The following is a 19021-nucleotide window of genomic DNA, read 5'->3' as shown; positions in this document are numbered from 1 at the left end:
GTTTACACTAAATTCACTGCAAAAGTAGTTTTCTAATCGCTTTGTTTTAATTCTTGAGTGAAAACCTAATAAAAAGCATTAAATGCTAATAAACTTGGTAAATGATCGTTTTTATACTTGCTCTCTCTAATTTCTTAGCGTAGAATTCGCGCCCTATATTTTTAAATTTAGCGTCATAAAACTTTAACTTAATAAGTAATTGGCGCAGTACGGAGTAGCTATGTACGCGGTATTCCAAAGCGGTGGTAAACAACATCGTGTAACCGAAGGACAAACAGTTCGTCTAGAAAAGCTTGAGCTTGAAGTAGGCGCAACAGTAGAATTTGATAACGTTTTAATGATCGCCAACGGCGAAAACATCAATGTAGGCGCGCCTTACGTTGCTGGTGGTAAAGTAGTTGCAGAGGTTGTTACACAAGCTCGCGCACCTAAAGTTACTATCGTTAAATTCAAACGTCGTAAGCATTCACGCAAACAAGCGGGCCATCGTCAATGGTTCACTGAAGTGAAAATTACTGGTATTAACGGCTAATTAGGAGCATTTTGACATGGCACATAAGAAAGCTGCAGGTAGTACACGAAATGGTCGCGATTCAGAAGCTAAACGCCTAGGTGTTAAGCGTTTTGGTGGCGAATCTGTTTTAGCTGGTAACATTATTGTTCGTCAACGTGGTACTCGTTTCCACGCTGGTGACAACATGGGTATCGGTAAAGATCATACTTTATTTGCTTTATCTGACGGTAAAGTTCAATTTGAAGTTAAAGGTCCAAAAAGTCGTAAGTTTGTTAGCATTATTGCTGACTAATTAAAACTTAGACTCATAAAAACCTCGCTTCATGCGAGGTTTTTTTTTAGATTTTTTTTGATGGACACAAATATATTTAGTCGGTCAAAAATAGTTTATACTAACGTTAATTACATTGATGTTAGATAAACGACATTAGTTACCACATTAGGGTTATTGAGATACCATGAAATTTGTTGATGAAGTTGAGATCAGAGTTGAAGCGGGCGACGGTGGCAACGGCTGTGTCAGTTTCCGTAGAGAAAAATTTATTGAGTATGGAGGTCCTAACGGTGGTGATGGCGGCGATGGCGGCGATGTTTTTTTAATTGCCGATGAAAGCTTAAATACCCTTATTGATTATCGTTTTGAACGTTTTCACCGAGCGAAGCGTGGCCAGAATGGTCAACCACAAAACTGTACTGGTAAAGGTTCGGATGACCTTGTACTTAAAGTACCTGTTGGCACACGTGCTATCGATCAAGATACCGGTGAGCAAATTGGTGATTTAACCCACAAAGGCCAAAAGTTACTGGTTGCTAAAGGTGGCTGGCATGGTTTAGGTAATTTACGCTTTAAAAGTAGCACCAATCGTACACCTCGTCAAAAAACAGATGGTACGCCAGGAGAAATTCGTAACCTTAAATTAGAGTTACTGTTATTGGCTGATGTTGGCCTTTTAGGTTTACCTAATGCGGGTAAATCGACCTTGATTCGCAGTGTTTCGGCTGCAAAGCCTAAAGTAGCGGATTACCCATTTACAACCCTAGTACCTAACTTAGGTGTAGTGCGTTTAGATAGCTCTCGTAGTTTTGTTATTGCCGATATTCCAGGACTTATTGAAGGTGCAGCAGACGGCGCCGGCTTAGGTACACAATTTTTAAAGCATCTTGAGCGTTGTCGTATCTTATTACACGTGATTGATATCTTACCTGTTGACGGCTCGGATCCTTTAGAAAATGCACAAACGATCATTAGTGAACTTGAGCAGCACAACGAAAAGCTTGCCGGTAAACCTCGTTGGATTGTTTTCAATAAAACTGATTTAGTGCTTGAAGAAGAAGCGAAAGAAATTACCGATAGAATTCTTGAAGGTTTAGATTGGCAAGGCGAAGTACACAGTATTTCCGCTTTTAACCGTACAGGTACTGAAGAGTTATCACAAAGAGTGATGACTTTTATTGAAGAATTACCAGTAGAAGAAGAGGAAGCGCCAATTGACGGTAAAACCGTTGAGTTTAAGTGGGATACCTATCATGAAGAAACGATAGCCGCTTACGACGACGATTTAGATGACGACGATTGGAACGAAGATGATTATGACGTTGAAGTTGAATACCGTCCTTAATTAATAGCTTGTTCGTTTATATGATTAATTTTTAAAGCACTCGTTTATTCAGTTAAACTAGTGCTTTTTTATTGCCTTAAATAAGTGAGAAAAAACAATGACCATTTTATCCATGATAGTTGCCACCGCCGATAACAACATTATCGGTAAAGACAATGATATGCCATGGCATTTACCTGCGGACTTAGCGTACTTTAAACAAGTTACTTTAGGTAAACCGATTATTATGGGACGTAAAACTTATGAATCCATTGGGCGCCCATTACCGGGGCGTCGCAATATAGTTATTTCTCGTGATGAAAATTATTTACCACAGGGAAAAGGCGCTGAAGGTGTCGACATAGTCACTTCAGTTGAGCAAGCATTAGCGTTAGTTGATGGTTCAAATGGTAGTGAAGCGGTTGAAGAAATTATGGTGATTGGTGGTGGTGCTATTTACGCACATTGTCTACCAAAAGCCGATCGCTTATACGTTACGCATATTAAAGCGTCTATTGACGGAGATACAAAATTCCCCGATTATAATGAAGCGAATTGGAAAAAAATTAGAAGTGACATTCGAGAGGCTGATGAGAAAAATGCCTATCAACTAGATTTTTGTTTATACCAGCGTATTGATTGAGAAAGAATATAATCAAGGTAGTACAACAATTAAATATTATTAACAATATAGTTAACTGATATTTCTGTAACAATGGAGAAGTATGATGCGGACATTTGAAAAGGGTATTATTTTAAGTTTATTTTTATCGTTAGGATTATTTGGCTGTTCTGGTGATACTGAAGAGAGTGAAGAACCAAATGAGTTTTCAATTTCTGGGACAATAAAAGGAATTGATGGCGAAATAATATTAATATTGACAAAAAATGGCCAAGACTGGAATTCAGGGCAACTTATTGGTAACGGTGTTGCTGATGTTAGCTTTACCATAGGTGAATTTGAAGCAGGTATAAATTATGCTGTGGAAGTTGTTAATCCACCTGAAAACCAAACATGTGTTGTGACCAATGGTAGTGGCACGGTATCGGGCGAGGTTTCAAATATTGTTATTACATGTGAAAACTTAGCAGTAGCTCAAACGGGTGTCTTTATCGATAGCCCTGTAGCTGGTTTGAGTTATTTTACTGATACTTTCTCTGGACAAACACTAGCAGATGGTAGTTTTGAATATATGCAGAATGAAAGCGTAACTTTTGTTATGGGCAGTACCCAGTTTAGTGTTGAGAATTTAGCTGATGGCGCAATAATTTCACCTTTAGATGCATTTTCAACCACAGACAGCGCTGATAGACGTGTTGTTAACCTTGCTCGATTATTGCAAACCCTTGACTCAAATAGTTTTGTTGATGATGGTATAAATTTGAATACAACATTAATTGAAGAGAATGGCCCAGCCATTAATTTTGATGTATCAACAGAAGCATTTGGTAATGATGCTAGTATTATTGCTTTTGCTCAGGTTGCTAATCCTGAAGCGGGTATTGAAGAATTAGTTAGTGCCGATGCCGCTAAAGCGCATTTAGATAATCAGCTTCAATTAATTGAAAATTGCGCGATAGATCGTGTTTTCGAATTAACCTCCCATGAAACTGTCATTCCAAAAGATCAAAGTGTAGCGGGCTCTAACTATAGTCTTAATGGGTCAACTTTATCTGTTAGTAAAACAGGTGTTTGTTCACTGTCTGCACCGGAGGGCTGGACTGGAAGTTGCTCTATTACGGGTTCAAGTATCGAAGTTAACATTGGTGATTCGGCCTCACTTACAGGTACAATCGCTAATAATAGTGTCACATTAGTTGCCATGCCAACGTTATCCGATGCTCAAAACAACAGCAAAGAATATGTATCAGTTTATTTCAATGGTACTAGTACTGTCTCATGCCCTGTAGAAGGTATCTCTGCAGGTAGTTATGGTTACCAAGGTCAAGAAGCCGTTTCACAGCTAGATGGCTCAGGTGAAGATGTTTACAGTGTTACTGGTACGCTTACGTTAAATGGTGAAAGCTGTAATGTAACATCAAGCGAAGGTAATTTCTCATGTCAGGTTATAGGGAACGAAGTTTTTGGTACAGGTGAAGCATCTGGTATTAAAGGTACTATTACTGATAACCAACTTACTATGTACTTTAACTCCCCAAACTCTGATGGGGAAATGGTTGTAGGTTATTTCCATGGTGTAAAATCATCTAACTAGACATTTATATTCCTTTAAATTACTTAGCTAACTCAGTTTATGCTAACTCAGTTTATGTTAGTTAAGTAATTGAGGTGATAAGTAGCTAATAAGAGTAGCTTAAGCTAAATAAAAAAGACCGCACATATTACTATGTGCGGTCTTTTTGTATTAAACTCTATTCAATATTAAATACTGTCAGAGAAACTGTCAGGATTTAAACTACTGAGTAACGTAATCTAAAATACCAATTGCTGCTTTACGACCTTGGTCGATTGCGGTAACAACAAGGTCTGAACCAAGTACCATATCACCACCAGCAAAAACGTTTTGCTTAGTCGTTTGTAATGCAAACTCAGAGTTATCAACTGCAACAACGCGACCGCGTGAGTCAAGTTCAACACCAGCGTCAATCATCCATTGTGGTGGGCTAGGTAAGAAACCAAATGCGATAACTACCGCATCTGCTTCCATAATAAACTCACTACCTGCAATTGGCTCAGGGTTACGTCTACCGTTTGCATCTGCCGCGCCTAATTGAGTTTTAACAAACTTAACACCAACTGCATTACCTTTATCATCAACAGCAATATCTAATGGTTGTAAGTTAAACTCAAAGTTAACACCTTCTTCTTTAGCGTTTTGTACTTCACGTGGAGAACCTGGCATGTTGGCTTCATCACGACGATATGCACAAGTAACTTCTGTGGCTTCTTGGCGAATTGAGCTACGTACACAATCCATCGCGGTATCACCACCACCAAGTACCACAACTTTCTTACCTTTAAAATTAACATAAGGCTTAACCTGCGCGTTATCTTCAGCTTTAATACCCATTAAGTGTTGAGTATTGCCAATAAGGAAATCTAGAGCGTTATAAACGCCGCTAGCGCCTTCATTGTCAAAGCCACCACTCATGTCTTTGTATGTACCTAAAGCTAGGAATACTGCATCGTATTCGTCACTTAAATCACTAAAGCTAACGTCAGTACCCACATTAGTATTTAAACGAAACTCAATACCCATGCCTTCTAATATTTCGCGACGGGTTTGAATCACTTCTTTTTCAAGCTTAAATGATGGAATACCAAAGGTTAGTAAACCACCTATTTGCGCGTGTCTGTCATAAACTACAGTATCAACACCATTACGTGTGAGTACGTCAGCACAAGCAATACCTGCTGGGCCTGCGCCAATTACAGCAACACGTTTACCTGTTTTTATTACGTGAGATAAGTCAGGTTTCCAACCTTGGGCAATAGCCGTATCGGTAATATGTTTTTCGATATTACCGATAGTTACAGCGCCAAACTCATCGTTTAAGGTACAAGCTGATTCACATAATCTGTCTTGCGGGCAAACTCGACCACACATTTCTGGCAAGCTGTTAGTTTCGTGACATAAGTCAGCCGCTTCGAAGATTCGGTCTTCAGTCACTAACTCTAACCATTGTGGAATATAGTTATGTACTGGGCATTTCCATTCACAATATGGGTTACCACAGTCTAAACAACGGTCTGCTTGGCCAGCACTTTGCTCTGTGCCAAGTGGTTGATAAATTTCAACGAAGTTAATTTTACGCTCTTCAATTGACTTTTTAGCCGGGTCAATTCGTTTTACATCAATAAATTGATAAACATTTTTACTCATTATATTAATCCTCAATCTTTATCAATTATTGCGCTTGCACACGAAGTTCAGCACTTGAACGGCTACGATGACCTAATAGGGTTTTAACATCGGTTGCTGTTGGTTTGATTAGTTTAAATAATGGTGCATATTTATCAAAGTTTTGAAGAATAGCTTGGGCGCGTAAACTGCCTGTTTCTTCAAAGTGTTGATTAATAATACCGCGTAAATGTTCTTGATGAATCATTAAGTCTTCAATGGCTAACATTTCGATAGATTCTTTATTCAAGCGAGTATCTAAGTCACCTGCTTCATCTAATATGTAAGCAAAACCGCCTGTCATACCTGCGCCAAAGTTAACACCAATATCACCAAGTACAGTCACTATACCGCCAGTCATGTATTCACAACCATGGTCGCCGGTGCCTTCTACAACGGCGTGACAGCCAGAGTTACGTACACCAAAACGTTCACCTGCACGACCTGCAGCAAATAATTTACCGCCGGTAGCACCGTACAAACAAGTATTACCCATGATCATGGTTTTATGGCTAGGGTATTCAACGCCAACAGGTGCTTTTATGGTTAGCTTACCGCCAGCCATACCTTTACCAACATAATCGTTAGCATCACCGGTTAAAATCATGTTCAAGCCGCCTGCATTCCATACACCAAAACTTTGTCCGGCTGTACCTGAAAAATGCAGAGTGATTGGCGCAACTGCCATACCTTGGTCGCCATGGTTACGGGCAATTTCACCTGATAAGGTAGCACCAATAGAGCGGTCAGTATTTTGGATGTTAAAGCGAAATTCTCCACCTTTACTGTGTATTACTGCATCATTTGCGGCTTCTAAAATCTTCTTGTTTAACAAGCCTTCATCAAACGCTTTGTTTTCTTCTGTTTGATGTAGCGCGGTATTTTCACCAGCAACAACAGGCGCAATAATTGGTGATAAATCTAATTTACTTTGCTTAGAGGTAAGACCATCAATTTGTACTAATAAATCAGTACGACCAATAATATCGGTTAAGCTAGCAACACCAACACTGGCTAATATTTCACGTACATCACGAGCGATGAACTTAAAGTAGTTCATTACTTGTTCTGGTAAGCCTTTAAAGAATTGTTCACGCAATACTTCGTCTTGTGTAGCAACACCTGTTGCACAGTTATTTAAGTGACAAATTCGTAAGAATTTACAACCTAAAGCAACCATAGGTGCAGTACCAAAACCAAAACTTTCAGCACCTAAAATAGCCGCTTTAACAATATCAATACCAGTTTTTAAGCCGCCATCAACTTGTAAGCGTACTTTATGACGCAAGCCGTTGGTCACAAGAGATTGATGTGCTTCGGCTAAACCAAGCTCCCATGGACAACCGGCATATTTAACCGAAGTTAATGGGCTAGCGGCTGTTCCGCCGTCGTAACCTGAAATAGTAATAAAATCAGCGTACGCTTTGGCAACACCTGAAGCGATAGTACCAACGCCAGGGCCAGATACTAACTTAACGGAAACCACGGCTTTCGGGTTTACTTGTTTTAAATCGAAAATAAGCTGAGCTAAATCTTCAATTGAGTAAATATCGTGATGTGGTGGTGGTGAAATCAAGGTAACACCTGGCACTGAATAACGTAATTTAGCAATTAAAGGTGAGACTTTATCACCCGGTAATTGTCCACCTTCACCTGGTTTCGCACCTTGTGCTACTTTAATTTGTAGTACATCTGCGTTAACTAAGTAATGTGGAGTAACACCAAAACGGCCTGACGCTATTTGTTTGATACGTGAATTTTTAACCGTACCAAAACGACGTTCATCTTCACCACCTTCACCAGAGTTTGAGAAGCCACCTAAGCGGTTCATGGCGATAGCTAAGGCTTCATGTGCTTCTGGGCTTAGTGCACCAATAGACATAGCTGCACTATCGAAACGTTTAAACATTTCGGTATCGGGTTCAACCTGATCAAGTTCAATAGTTTGACAATCGTCTTTTAATTTTAATAAGTCACGAATGGTCGCGATTGGGCGTTGGTTTACTTCATCGGCAAAAGTGCGGTAATCGTTATAATCACCGTTAGTTACTGCGCGTTGTAAGTAGTTAACAACATTTGGGTTAAAGGCGTGATATTCGCCACCATGAACGTATTTTAATAAGCCGCCATGATGCACTTTTTGATGTGGTAAAAATGCACGACGAGTTAAGTTAACAGCGTCTTGTTGAATGTCACTAAAGTCAGCACCCTTAATACGGCTAGGTAGGTCACTAAAACAAAGTGACATGATGTCTTCGTTTAAGCCGATTACTTCAAATAAGCCTGCACAGCGGTAACTAGCAATTGTTGAAATACCCATTTTAGAAAGTATTTTTAATAAGCCTTTATTAATACCGTCACGGTAATTAATCACCGCATCACGAGTGCTAAGCTTAATTTGCCCCTGCTCGGCTAATTGCGCAATAGTTTCAAATGCTAAATATGGGTAAATAGCGGTAGCACCTAAAGCAATTAATACGGCAAAGTGATGTGAGTCACGTACCGAACCGGTTTCAACAATAATGTTTGAATCACAACGTAGTTGTTCATCTACCAAACGTTTTTGTACTGCACCAACAGCCATCGCCGCAGGAATAACAAGTAAACCTGGCTGAATGTCTTTATCTGACAGTACTAAAATAACCGTAGCACTTTCGCGCACAAGGGTTACTGCTTGGTCACAAATACGTCTAATAGCGTTTTCTAAACCTTCTTCACCTTCATAGCTTAATGATAAGGTGTCTGAGCGGTAATGTTCAGGGTCTAGCTTTAACATTTGCTCTAAGCCAGTACGCATAAGTACTGGTGTTGAGAACAACATACGATCAGCATGACCAGAGGTTTCATTAAAGACGTTATGCTCACGACCAATACAGGTGCCTAATGACATTACATAACGTTCGCGCAATGGATCAATTGGCGGGTTAGTGACTTGCGCAAATTGTTGGCGGAAGTAATCGTATAAAGTACGAGTATTACTTGAAAGCACAGCCATAGGAGTATCATCACCCATAGAGCCTGTCGCTTCTTGACCATTCTCAGCCATTGTTCTAATTACTTGCTGAATTTCTTCGTAGCTGTAATTGAACATTTTCTGATATTGATTCATTTGTGTATCAGAAAGGGCACGTTTAACAACAGAGTTTTCTTCAAGTTGATCAAACGGTACTAAATGACGTACGTGTTTATTTAACCATTCTCGGTACGGATGGCGATCTTTAAGGTTGTTATCAATATCTGATGAATGAGATATTTTACCTGTGTAAGTATCAATAGCGAGCATTTGCCCAGGGCCTACACGACCTTTTTCGATAACTTCATCTTCGCCGTAATCCCAAATACCAACTTCAGAGGCAAGGGTAATAAAACCATTACGAGTAATAACGTAACGGGCAGGGCGTAAGCCATTTCTGTCGAGGTTACAAGCTACATGACGACCATTGGTCATTACTACACCTGCAGGGCCGTCCCACGGCTCCATGTGCATTGAGTTAAACTCATAAAAAGCGCGTAAATCATCGTTCATTAATGAACTGTTTTGCCATGCTGGTGGCATTAATAAACGCATAGCACGGTATAAATCCATACCGCCCGCTAAAAATAGCTCAAGCATGTTATCTAATGAAGATGAATCTGAGCCTTTTTGACCAACAAATGGCGCAGCATCTTGTAAATCAGGCAATAATGGTGATTTAAAACGATGTGTTCTGGCACGGCTCCATTGACGGTTACCATTAATAGTATTAATTTCACCATTGTGCGCTAAGTAGCGGAACGGTTGTGCTAAATGCCATTGCGGTGATGTATTTGTAGAAAAACGCTGATGGAATACACAAATAGCACTTTGCATGCGAATGTCAGCTAAATCTAAATAGAAGTTAGGTAAATCTACCGGCATCATTAAGCCTTTGTAGATAGTAACTAAACAAGAAAGGCTTGCTACGTAAAAACGTTCATCTGTAATGCGTTTTTCAGCACGGCGACGTGCCATATATAAACGACGTTCTAAATCTAGGTTTCTCCAACCCGGAGGTGCATTAACAAATATTTGTTCAATGGTTGGTAAATTACCTATGGCAATTTCACCCAATACAGAAGTATCGGTAGGTACTGTACGCCAGCCTAATAAGGTTAAGCTCTCTTCAGATAGCTCTTCTTCTAATATCTTTTTTGAAAGGGCGGCTTCAATAGGATCAGGGCTTAAAAAAATCATACCAACGGCATATTTTTTACCTAAGCACCAATCATTTTCTGCAGCTACAGCGCGAAAGAAACTATCTGGCTTTTGTAATAATAAGCCACAGCCATCACCTGTTTTACCATCGCTGGCGATACCGCCACGATGTTGCATACGATCTAAAGCGGAAATAGCGGTCTTAATAAGTTTGTGACTGGTTTCACCTTGTTGATGGGCAATTAAACCAAAACCACAGTTGTCTTTTTGGACGCTATGATCATAAAGCTGCATTGTTCTCTCCTAAATAATAAGCCAACCTACTCGCAGGACATGCAAACAGCATAAATAAACAGTAAAACTGCATAATTATACTTGTGATTTAAGTAAGCGGAATGCTCTACAATAAACAGAAACAGGTTAAAGGTCAATAAAAATAGAGTGTCGGCTCATTATTTGTTTATATCTTTTTGCTGCTCAAAGTGACTAAAAAGCTTAATATATAGCTACTATCTCAATATTAATCTACTTCTTGCTTACTTAGCCTTACTTTTTATTTATTTTATATATTAAGTAATTTATAAAGATATTCAAAACTAACAATACTTATTTATAGATGAATTTAATTCACTTATGCATAATTATTCGTAATGAATTTGTAAAAAGTATAAAAAAAGCCAATAGCGGTAACACTATTGGCTTGTATAAATTTCAATTTCAATAAAAGGCTTAAGGTTGATAACCGCCTTCAATTCCTTTGGTTGCAACACTTACCGCATCATGAGCATGAAGAGATTCAAGGTGGTTGATACGCAACCAAAAATCATCAAAATGATGTGCTTGATTCATGCTGTGTTGTAAACGACGAGCTGCATCTTCACAAAACATTAAGTTCTGACCATTAAGGCGAGCAAACTCTTGTTCATCTTCACGTTTAACTGCTGCTTGCACAGGTGTCTGTAATGAGTTTTCAATTAAGTCTACTAACTCAGTAATTGGGAAGTCGTTAACATTATCATTAAGTTTAACTTTAACTTCTGCCACAGAACGCTGTGAATGTGGTGTTGCCACTACGCCATCTGTAGTGCCAAGCCATTCATGTACATCAGCCATAGCTAATTTATCGTTTTGTAAAAACTTGTCACTGAAAGCTTTTTGAATTAACTGGCGAGCAAGAGCCGCAGAGCAAGGGCAAGTAGATGAGTAAGGAACATCAATAGATAATTCTATCGTCAATTGGCCTTTATTTACTGATCCCGTCAGGGTTACAGGGTATGCTTTCCAGCCTTCTTTACCACTAATTAATGATTTTCTACGTAAATGGTACTCGAAATTAAACTGTACTTTAGCGCGATCGCTTAATTCTTGATGACTACTGATAAAGCCGTCAAGTAATGCAACGATGCTCTGATAATTCAAAACACCGCTAGTTGATAACTCATCAATAAGAAGATAAAGACGTGACATGTGAATGCCTTTAGCTTTAGCTTCTTTTAAATTAACAAAAGCATCAATATGAGCGGACACCATACGGTCACTTTGGTCTTTTGAAGCAACCATCATAGGCATTTCAATATTACTCATGCCAACCCAGTCAAGCGTACCTTCGGTTTGGGCTGTTGTATGATTAGCGATATCAGGCATTGATGTCGTCATTTCGACTCCACTTTTAAAACGATTATAGTATTAACTACTTCCTATATAGGTATAAATAAATACAGGGAGCAGGTCTAAGGGCGCATATTCTAGCCTATTTTTTAACGGTAATCATTAGTGTTGTTACTCTATCGCTAAAAAATATGATCATTAGTGATATTTTAACTTAATTTTCAGTAAGTTTGTTTGATTTCTATTAGTAGGTTAAAATGCGTTAACTTTGTATTAACTACAATATTGGTTATAGCCATGGAGATTGAACAATTGAGTGCTTACTTAGATGAAGTATTACTTGCAGACTATTTAGACAGGTTAGGCAAAAATATTATTGAGCAGATGTTTGCTTTGTATAGCCAACAAGTTGTTATTTATCTTAATGATATTGAAAAAGCGCAACAAGTAGATTCAAAAACCGATTGGCAAACGTCTTGTCATAAGATGAAAGGCGCAACAGCGAGTGTAGGGATGAGAAAATTACACCTGCAGTTGAAAACCCTAGAAAAAATCAATGCTACTCAACAAGAAAAATCTGTAATGCTAGCAGATTTAAAGGCATTAAACGAAGCGTCAACACTCGCCTTTAATACGTGGCTAGCTAGTATATAATCGTAGCTGTTTTTTTGGGATATTTTTTAGTTAATTTTATTACTATATAGGTATTCGCCAAAATCCATTAATGGCAAAGAAAATAGTCGCTTAACCTAAAAAAAAGACCAACGAAACTTAATCAACTTGGTATTATTGTATGTAGTTTCGTTGGTCTTTTTTTAATGGCTTTTTAATTGAGTTTTATCAATACTTAATCAAGTGTGCCAACAAAACGATAACCTTCACCATGAATAGTATTGATAAGTTCAGGTGTATTATCATTTAATTCAAAATGCTTGCGTAATCGTCTAATTGTTACATCGACAGTTCTGTCATTTTCGCGTAAATCTCTCCCCGTCATTTCCTTTATAAGCTCTTGGCGAGTAATAATTTTACCGACATTTTTTATCAATAAACTCAATGCTCTGTATTCGCCGCGAGGAATAGCAATTACTTCACCTTCTGGGCTAGTCATTTGGCGAGAGTTAGAATCTAAAGACCACTGATTAAAAGTGATAACACTTTGTACTTGTTCTGTTTCAGCTGCTGGCTGCCCAATTCTCGTTAAAATATTACGAGCGCGTATGGTCAGCTCACGCGGGTTAAATGGTTTGGTTAGGTAGTCGTCAGCACCAATTTCTAAACCGAGAATTTTATCAATATCACTGTCTCGCCCTGTTAAGAATATTAACCCCAAGTCTTTGTTTACAGTTAACTCTCGCGCTAATAATAAGCCATTTTTACCTGGTAAATTAATATCCATAATGACAAGGTTGATAGCGTTTTTCTTAAGCTGCTCAGCCATACTTTCGCCATCTATGGCTTCGAAAACCTCGTACCCTTCAGCTTCAAATAAACTGCGTAAATTAAAGCGGGTAACGTCTTCATCTTCGACAACTAAGACCTGATAAGTTTGCATATTGGAATTTACCTAATTTTTAATGGCTATTGATATTTTTATGATTAATATTTCTATAGAATAATGTTTATACGTTTAATACTTCTACGTCTAATGCTTAATTACTTAATATAAGAAAGAGTATAAAATGAACTATCTATTTACAATTATTTAACTATTTTAGTCAAGTGGTATTGAAAAAACAATTTATAAGCGACTTTATTTCATTAACCTGCAGCTAACGCTACAGGAAAAGAGATATCAAAACTTACACCAGGAGTATGGTCATCTTCAAGCGCAATATGCCCGGCTAATGCTTGAGTGACTAAATTATAGACTAAATGCATACCTAATCCGCTCCCACCAGAACCTCGTTTAGTTGTGGTAAAGGGGTCAAATATTTTTATTTTCATTGCGTTATCTATGCCCACACCGTCATCGCGGTAGTTAATGTGCAACTGACCACTTAAGTTTATAATATTTATGGTAATGTGGCCACTTTCTCGTCCATCAAAACCGTGAAACAAAGAATTAAGAATAAGATTTATTAGAATTTGATTAATAGGCCCTGGTTTACTCGTGATCAATAAATCTTCTGGACAATCAATTGCAACTTCAATATTTGCAGTTTCTATCTTAGCAGAGAGAGTAAGTAGTACTTCATCAATTAAATCGCGTACATTGAAATTTCTACTTTCTGCACTTGATTGATCAACGGCGACTTTTTTAAAGCTGGAAATTAAATGTGCAGCGCGTTCTAAATTTCGTAGGGTAAGTGCTATGTTTTCATCACCATCATTTAGAAATTTTTTCAACTGACTTGAACGTAGTGTTTTATTTTCAAATGCTGCTTTTATTTCAGCTAAATTATCTGCTAATAAACTTGAGGCGGTAACACCTAGGCCTATCGGTGTATTCACCTCATGAGCGATACCAGCAACCATATCTCCTAGCGAGGCCATTTTTTCTGTTTCTACTAACTGCCCCTGAAATTCATGTAATTTTTCCAAAGTAGATAATAATTCTTGGTTAGACTCTTTTAGCGCATCTGTTCTGGCACTTAAGCGGTTTTCTAATGCTTGATTTTTGGCTTGTGTATGCTGATGCTCTTCAATTAAGCTATTAATATGCTTTTCTACACGAAGTAGTAATACATTAATATTTACAGTTAATGTATCAAGCTCTTTGAAAGGCAGTTGAGTTAATTGTGTTTGATAGTTTCGACTACGGGATATTTGCGCTAATTCATCAATAATACCATCAATGGGTTGGTTTATATTATTGAATAATGATCGGGCAACATAAAAAGAAAGAATGAGAGCGAATAAGAAAAAAACCAACATCACATAAACCAGTCGGTTAAGGAAAGTCTGTTTTTCAAGCAGACTTGTTTGAATGAATAAATAGCCGATAGTCTTTTGAGCTTGAGTGATGTTTACAATAAGCTCTAGATGGTTAGTATAATGTTGAATGCTACTTAACCTTGAAATGTCTGAAATTCTATCTCTGATTGGCGGAAAGTTATGGTTGCGATTGTAACTACTAAAGTACTCAATGCTTTCGTCTTGGTTAATACGGTATACATGAATGTGGTTAATTAACGGAGTAGTTACGAGCTTTTTTAATTGATTTTTTAATTTAACTTGGCCGTTATCGCTATGTAAATATTGAGCACTATTGCTAGCCAGTAGATTTGCCCATGCGTGTGTATCATCGGCAATAATATGAGTGCCTTGTTTATCAACCATATAAAAAATAGCAGCAGAAGCAGTTAATATGATTATTGTCGTTAAAGCCATAATACTTCGTACTAAACGATTATGAAGAGAAACACTATGTTCAGATCTTCTCATGATGCTCAATATGTTTATTTTTATTACTTTGATAATAGCTGAGCTTGGTAAATAGTAAACCCTTTATCTTTGGCGATAATGTGGGTATTGCCTATATGGGCTTGCATAATTGGCTGATAACGCAGAAAACTATTAGCTACAATAGTAATTGAAGCAGATTTATTCATTTGTTTTTTTATGCCCATCAAAAAGTCTTCACTGGCTTGATAGTGGGTTTTAAGTCCTTGATGGAAAGGAGGGTTTGACACAACATGCTGATACTGTTCGTTAACAGTAGACAAGCTATTAGAGGCAAATACTTCACCTGTTAAGTTATTTAGCTTTAAGCTTTCTTGTGCGGAAGTTAATGCTAAAGCGCTAACGTCAAGTAATGATAACTTGGTGTTGGGAAACCTCTTGCCAACAAAACAACTTATAACGCCAGCCCCACAACCAAAATCAAGTACTTTGTCTGTCATATTATCGGATAAATTATTCAGTAATAATTCAGTACCCACATCAAGTTTTTGTTGGCTGAAAACACCTGGTAATGAAGCTATTTTCAACTCAATACCTGCAACTGTGATTTGATATTGTTTAAACCAATCTTGTAGATTAAAGGTTTCAGTTAACTTTTCTGGTTTAAATAACCCTACATAAAGCATACAGTGACGAGCAGCATCTTCTTTTCGACAGCATAGTAATATGTCTTTCGTTAATTTTTCTGCGGATTGAATACCGCCTTTTTTCTCGCCCACTAACAATATTTTTGTATTTTTGTCTACACAATGAGCAATCATTGCCAGGGTAAAGTTAAGCTCTGCTTTACTCTTCGGAAAGGCAATTATTACCAAGTCATGGCAAATATCTGTTTGATAATTACTGGCAAATGTCGTGGTTACTTTATCGCTGTGTTTGTGCTTTATCGCTTGGTAGTCAATAAAGTTGTTATTAAAGCAATGAATGTTTTGCGGACTGTGTAACTCAATATAAGCATTGATAAAACCATCTTCAGATAAATTAATGAATAAAGGTGTTTGTGAGTTAAGTAATTCACTATTTCGTAATAACAGTTGGCTAGGGTTTGATAAAGACATAAGAGGTACGTAGTTGTGATCAGTCGAAAAATAAAGGTTATATTCTACGGTAAATAAGTATAAGCGAATAGGCTTATTTACCTTAAGTTAATTGTGCCTAAGTCAAAAAAATGGTTAAATAGCGCCCGTCCTTAATTCCTATTAAATCATACTAATAGGTAGTGAGTTTCAGCGCTTTTAAATCTAGTTATTATGTTTTCCCTAGGGTAAACATAAGCTATTTTGATAATAGCCTTAGCTTCACACAAAATATCTAGTTTAATCAATCGAGTAGCGAAGGGTTGCTGGTTGGTTAATCTTACTATCAATCTTTACAATTTTCAGATAATCGGAGTAATAAATGAGCTGGCAAGACACTTTAGCGCAGTTAGAAGCAGGTACTTTACGTGCAGCAAATCAAGACGAAGCAGGCAACTGGCATGCAAACATTGAAGTAAAGCAAGGCATTTTAGCGGCATTTAAAGCAGGCGAAAATATCTCTTTTGGCGATAACTACTTAGGTTTTGTTGATAAGCATAACTTACCTGCTCGTCAATTTACCCCAGAAGACGGTGTTCGTTTAGTGCCGGGTGGTTCATCAGTACGTGCAGGTGCTCACGTTGCTAAGGGCGTTATTATTATGCCTCCAGCATACATCAATGTTGGTGCTTTTGTTGATAGCGGTACTATGGTTGATAGTCACGCGTTAGTTGGTTCATGTGCACAAATTGGTAAAAATGTTCATGTTTCTGCTGCTGTGCAAATTGGTGGCGTGTTAGAGCCAATTGGCGCTAGCCCAGTAATCATTGAAGATAACGCTTTCTTAAGTGCTGGTGTTGTTATTGTTGAAGGTATCGTTGTGAAAAAAGGTGCAGTATTAGCGCCAGGCGTATCTCTATCTAAATCAGTACCTGTATATGATTGTGTAAATCAAGTTATGCGTGAAAAAGGTGCTGAAATTCCAGAAAATGCTATTGTTGTTCCTGGTACTCGCCCAGTTAAAGGTGAGTGGGCAGAAGCACAAGGTTTAAACATGGCTTGTGCTTTAATCGTGAAATATCGCGATGAGCAAAGTGATGCAGCCTTAGAATTAGAATCAATTTTACGTTAATTATTCTCCTTGTCGCTGTAAGGTTCAATCTAGGCGTCAAAAGTACTCATTGACATGCGTCAACTCTGTGCTTTTTTCTTTAGCTTGAATCGTACAGCTTAAAGTTGAATAATTAATATTTGAGGGGGAGATACATCATTACTGTAGAGCTCAACTTATGCGTCAAAAGTACTCACAAATTCTTCTGGAAAGAATTTGCACACCTGAAAGGTGGAGTACAGGATGTACGGAATCTTGACATGCGTCAACTCCGTGCTTTTTCCTTTAATTTGAGCTTTACAACTTAGATGTTCTTTACCTCAGATTTTCTTTCATTTACGGTTTCTGGTTAAGAATATAAAAGATATTCTAAGACTTTAAACGAAAGAGAATTAAATATTATTCCTAACCTATTTTACCTATTCCGAACAATATAAAGAATCCTATCATGACAACTTCTACTTGGTTTGACACTAGTATTGAAAATGCCTTACTTGCCCACCTATCACCTGAAGATGAGCAAGCGTATTTTGTTTATAACTTGGATGCGTTAAAAGCGCATTTGGCTAAATTACAGCAACAAGATGTGATTAAGTTGTGGTTTGCGGTTAAAGCGAACCCGTTGTCTAAAATTATTCAAACGCTAGATAGCGAAGGTTTTAATTTTGATGTAGCGAGTACGGGTGAATTAAACCAAGTATTAGCGCAAGGTATCGACTCAAGTAGAGTGTTAAACACCGGCCCTGCAAAAACTAAAAAGCAGTTAGCGGCTTTTGTTAAAAAAGGTGTAAATACCTTTGTCGTAGAAAGTTTAAATCAATTGAATTGGTTAAATGAGGTAGTACTTGAGCAACAAACTGTGTCAGGTAATCTCAATGCTCCGCAAGTTTTATTACGTGTGCAATTACAGTGGGATGAAGGTGAAAAAAACCCATTGGGTGGTAATAGCTTAACACCATTTGGTTTATCTGTGGCAGAGTGGCAGAGTGTGCATGTTGATGATTATCCAGCATTAAATTTATGTGGCTTACATATTTTCCAATGGGGCAATATGTTAAGTAACGAAAAAATGTTTTCATTATGGTCACAAATGGTTGCGCCATTAACTGAGCTAGCTAATAGCATTGGTATGTCACTAGAGGTACTCGATTTAGGTGGTGGTTTAGGTATTGATTATTTAGGCGAAGGCAATACATTAGCTTGGTCTAAAATTATTGAAGATTTAGCGGTAATTAAAGCCGAAGCTGGCGTAAAAGAGTTATGGCTTGAGTTAGGTCGTTTTGCTGTGGCCGAATGTGGTTATTATGTTGTGCCAGTGGTTGATAGAAAAGTAAACTACGGACAAGAGCAATTAGTTTTAGCTGCAGGTATTAACCATATTATTCGCCCTGCCATTACCGACCAACCTTTCCCGGTTCGCATTTTACGTCCTGATTTTGATGAACAGAACACTTTGATGGAAAACTTTGACCTACATGGTCCGCTGTGTACCAGTATGGATAAATTAGGTCATTTGCCTTTACCATCTGATGTCGAAGTTGGTGAACAATTAGTGTTTGGCTACACTGGCGCTTATGGCTTTACCGAAAGTATGCCGTTTTTCTTATGTCATGAATTAGCGGCGGAATATGTTTTTCAAGCAGGTAAGCTTATTGAAGTCAGAGCAGCAAAACCTGCTTCTTCATATTTAGCATAAGTCGTTAATCAGTTATCTAGGTAAGAGGGAGAAATA

The 19021-nt window shown here is 37.9% G+C and carries 14 protein-coding genes; 8 read left to right on the top strand and 6 right to left on the bottom strand.

The features are described 5' to 3' along the window. Positions 1–220 precede the first annotated feature (220 nt). The 5 genes from rplU (at position 221) to KO502_RS06040 (ending at position 4328) form a co-directional block, all read left to right on the top strand. Positions 221–532 carry a 50S ribosomal protein L21 gene (rplU, locus tag KO502_RS06060; protein ID WP_216021672.1) on the top strand — a complete coding sequence of 104 codons (312 nt, stop codon included), beginning with the start codon at positions 221–223 and terminating at the stop codon, positions 530–532. Positions 533–548: 16 nt separating this feature from the next. Further along, positions 549–806: a 50S ribosomal protein L27 gene (rpmA, locus tag KO502_RS06055; protein WP_101343342.1), complete on the top strand. Its 258-nt coding sequence runs from the start codon at positions 549–551 to the stop codon at positions 804–806. Positions 807–972: 166 nt separating this feature from the next. Beyond that, entirely contained in the window at positions 973–2133 is a 1161-nt protein-coding gene (gene cgtA, locus KO502_RS06050) for an Obg family GTPase CgtA (protein WP_216021671.1), read from the top strand. Positions 2134–2230: 97 nt separating this feature from the next. Next, positions 2231–2755 (top strand): type 3 dihydrofolate reductase, encoded by a 525-nt coding sequence (folA, locus tag KO502_RS06045; protein WP_252730534.1) that lies wholly within the window; start codon positions 2231–2233, stop codon positions 2753–2755. Positions 2756–2837: 82 nt separating this feature from the next. Continuing rightward, on the top strand, positions 2838–4328 hold the full coding sequence (locus KO502_RS06040) for a hypothetical protein (RefSeq protein ID WP_216021670.1): 1491 nt from the start codon (positions 2838–2840) through the stop codon (positions 4326–4328). A 201-nt stretch (positions 4329–4529) separates the two neighbouring features. Here the strand turns inward: KO502_RS06040 and KO502_RS06035 are convergent, their stop codons facing one another. From KO502_RS06035 to folE2, 3 genes are all read right to left on the bottom strand, one after another. Next, positions 4530–5957: an FAD-dependent oxidoreductase gene (locus KO502_RS06035; protein ID WP_216021669.1), complete on the bottom strand. Its 1428-nt coding sequence runs from the start codon at positions 5955–5957 to the stop codon at positions 4530–4532. Positions 5958–5982: 25 nt separating this feature from the next. After that, the gene (gene gltB / locus KO502_RS06030; protein WP_216021668.1) at positions 5983–10443 is read right to left on the bottom strand and encodes a glutamate synthase large subunit; all 4461 of its coding nucleotides are present in this window, start codon (positions 10441–10443) and stop codon (positions 5983–5985) included. 435 nt (positions 10444–10878) lie between these two features. Then, positions 10879–11805 carry a GTP cyclohydrolase FolE2 gene (gene folE2 / locus KO502_RS06025; protein ID WP_216021667.1) on the bottom strand — a complete coding sequence of 309 codons (927 nt, stop codon included), beginning with the start codon at positions 11803–11805 and terminating at the stop codon, positions 10879–10881. 249 nt (positions 11806–12054) lie between these two features. Here folE2 and KO502_RS06020 point away from each other — a divergent pair, with 249 nt between their 5' ends. After that, positions 12055–12411 carry a phosphorelay protein gene (locus KO502_RS06020; protein WP_252730533.1) on the top strand — a complete coding sequence of 119 codons (357 nt, stop codon included), beginning with the start codon at positions 12055–12057 and terminating at the stop codon, positions 12409–12411. Positions 12412–12604: 193 nt separating this feature from the next. Here the strand turns inward: KO502_RS06020 and arcA are convergent, their stop codons facing one another. From arcA to KO502_RS06005, 3 genes are all read right to left on the bottom strand, one after another. Continuing rightward, positions 12605–13312, bottom strand: a complete 708-nt coding sequence (arcA, locus tag KO502_RS06015; protein ID WP_216021666.1) for a two-component system response regulator ArcA — start codon at positions 13310–13312, stop codon at positions 12605–12607. A gap of 206 nt (positions 13313–13518) precedes the next feature. Next, positions 13519–15144: an ATP-binding protein gene (locus KO502_RS06010; protein WP_216021665.1), complete on the bottom strand. Its 1626-nt coding sequence runs from the start codon at positions 15142–15144 to the stop codon at positions 13519–13521. 23 nt (positions 15145–15167) lie between these two features. After that, positions 15168–16220 (bottom strand): methyltransferase, encoded by a 1053-nt coding sequence (locus KO502_RS06005; protein ID WP_216021664.1) that lies wholly within the window; start codon positions 16218–16220, stop codon positions 15168–15170. A 340-nt stretch (positions 16221–16560) separates the two neighbouring features. Here KO502_RS06005 and KO502_RS06000 point away from each other — a divergent pair, with 340 nt between their 5' ends. Beyond that, on the top strand, positions 16561–17310 hold the full coding sequence (locus KO502_RS06000) for a 2,3,4,5-tetrahydropyridine-2,6-dicarboxylate N-succinyltransferase (RefSeq protein ID WP_216021663.1): 750 nt from the start codon (positions 16561–16563) through the stop codon (positions 17308–17310). 427 nt (positions 17311–17737) lie between these two features. Next, on the top strand, positions 17738–18985 hold the full coding sequence (locus KO502_RS05995) for a PLP-dependent decarboxylase (protein ID WP_216021662.1): 1248 nt from the start codon (positions 17738–17740) through the stop codon (positions 18983–18985). The last annotated feature ends 36 nt before the right edge of the window (positions 18986–19021 follow it).

Source organism: Colwellia sp. E2M01, assembly GCF_018860585.1.
Classification (GTDB): Bacteria; Pseudomonadota; Gammaproteobacteria; order Enterobacterales; family Alteromonadaceae; genus Colwellia.
This window is presented reverse-complemented; position numbering and strand designations above follow the sequence as displayed.

Excerpts from the sequence above, each read along its gene's own strand:
- rplU (WP_216021672.1), top strand. The coding sequence starts at position 221 with ATGTACGCGGTATTCCAAAGCGGTGGTAAACAACATCGTGTAACCGAA.
- KO502_RS06020 (WP_252730533.1), top strand. The coding sequence starts at position 12,055 with ATGGAGATTGAACAATTGAGTGCTTACTTAGATGAAGTATTACTTGCA.
- KO502_RS06000 (WP_216021663.1), top strand. The coding sequence starts at position 16,561 with ATGAGCTGGCAAGACACTTTAGCGCAGTTAGAAGCAGGTACTTTACGT.
- cgtA (WP_216021671.1), top strand. The coding sequence starts at position 973 with ATGAAATTTGTTGATGAAGTTGAGATCAGAGTTGAAGCGGGCGACGGT.
- folA (WP_252730534.1), top strand. The coding sequence starts at position 2,231 with ATGACCATTTTATCCATGATAGTTGCCACCGCCGATAACAACATTATC.
- KO502_RS05995 (WP_216021662.1), top strand. The coding sequence starts at position 17,738 with ATGACAACTTCTACTTGGTTTGACACTAGTATTGAAAATGCCTTACTT.
- gltB (WP_216021668.1), bottom strand. The coding sequence starts at position 10,443 with ATGCAGCTTTATGATCATAGCGTCCAAAAAGACAACTGTGGTTTTGGT.
- rpmA (WP_101343342.1), top strand. The coding sequence starts at position 549 with ATGGCACATAAGAAAGCTGCAGGTAGTACACGAAATGGTCGCGATTCA.
- arcA (WP_216021666.1), bottom strand. The coding sequence starts at position 13,312 with ATGCAAACTTATCAGGTCTTAGTTGTCGAAGATGAAGACGTTACCCGC.
- KO502_RS06010 (WP_216021665.1), bottom strand. The coding sequence starts at position 15,144 with ATGAGAAGATCTGAACATAGTGTTTCTCTTCATAATCGTTTAGTACGA.
- KO502_RS06035 (WP_216021669.1), bottom strand. The coding sequence starts at position 5,957 with ATGAGTAAAAATGTTTATCAATTTATTGATGTAAAACGAATTGACCCG.
- KO502_RS06005 (WP_216021664.1), bottom strand. The coding sequence starts at position 16,220 with ATGTCTTTATCAAACCCTAGCCAACTGTTATTACGAAATAGTGAATTA.
- folE2 (WP_216021667.1), bottom strand. The coding sequence starts at position 11,805 with ATGACGACATCAATGCCTGATATCGCTAATCATACAACAGCCCAAACC.
- KO502_RS06040 (WP_216021670.1), top strand. The coding sequence starts at position 2,838 with ATGATGCGGACATTTGAAAAGGGTATTATTTTAAGTTTATTTTTATCG.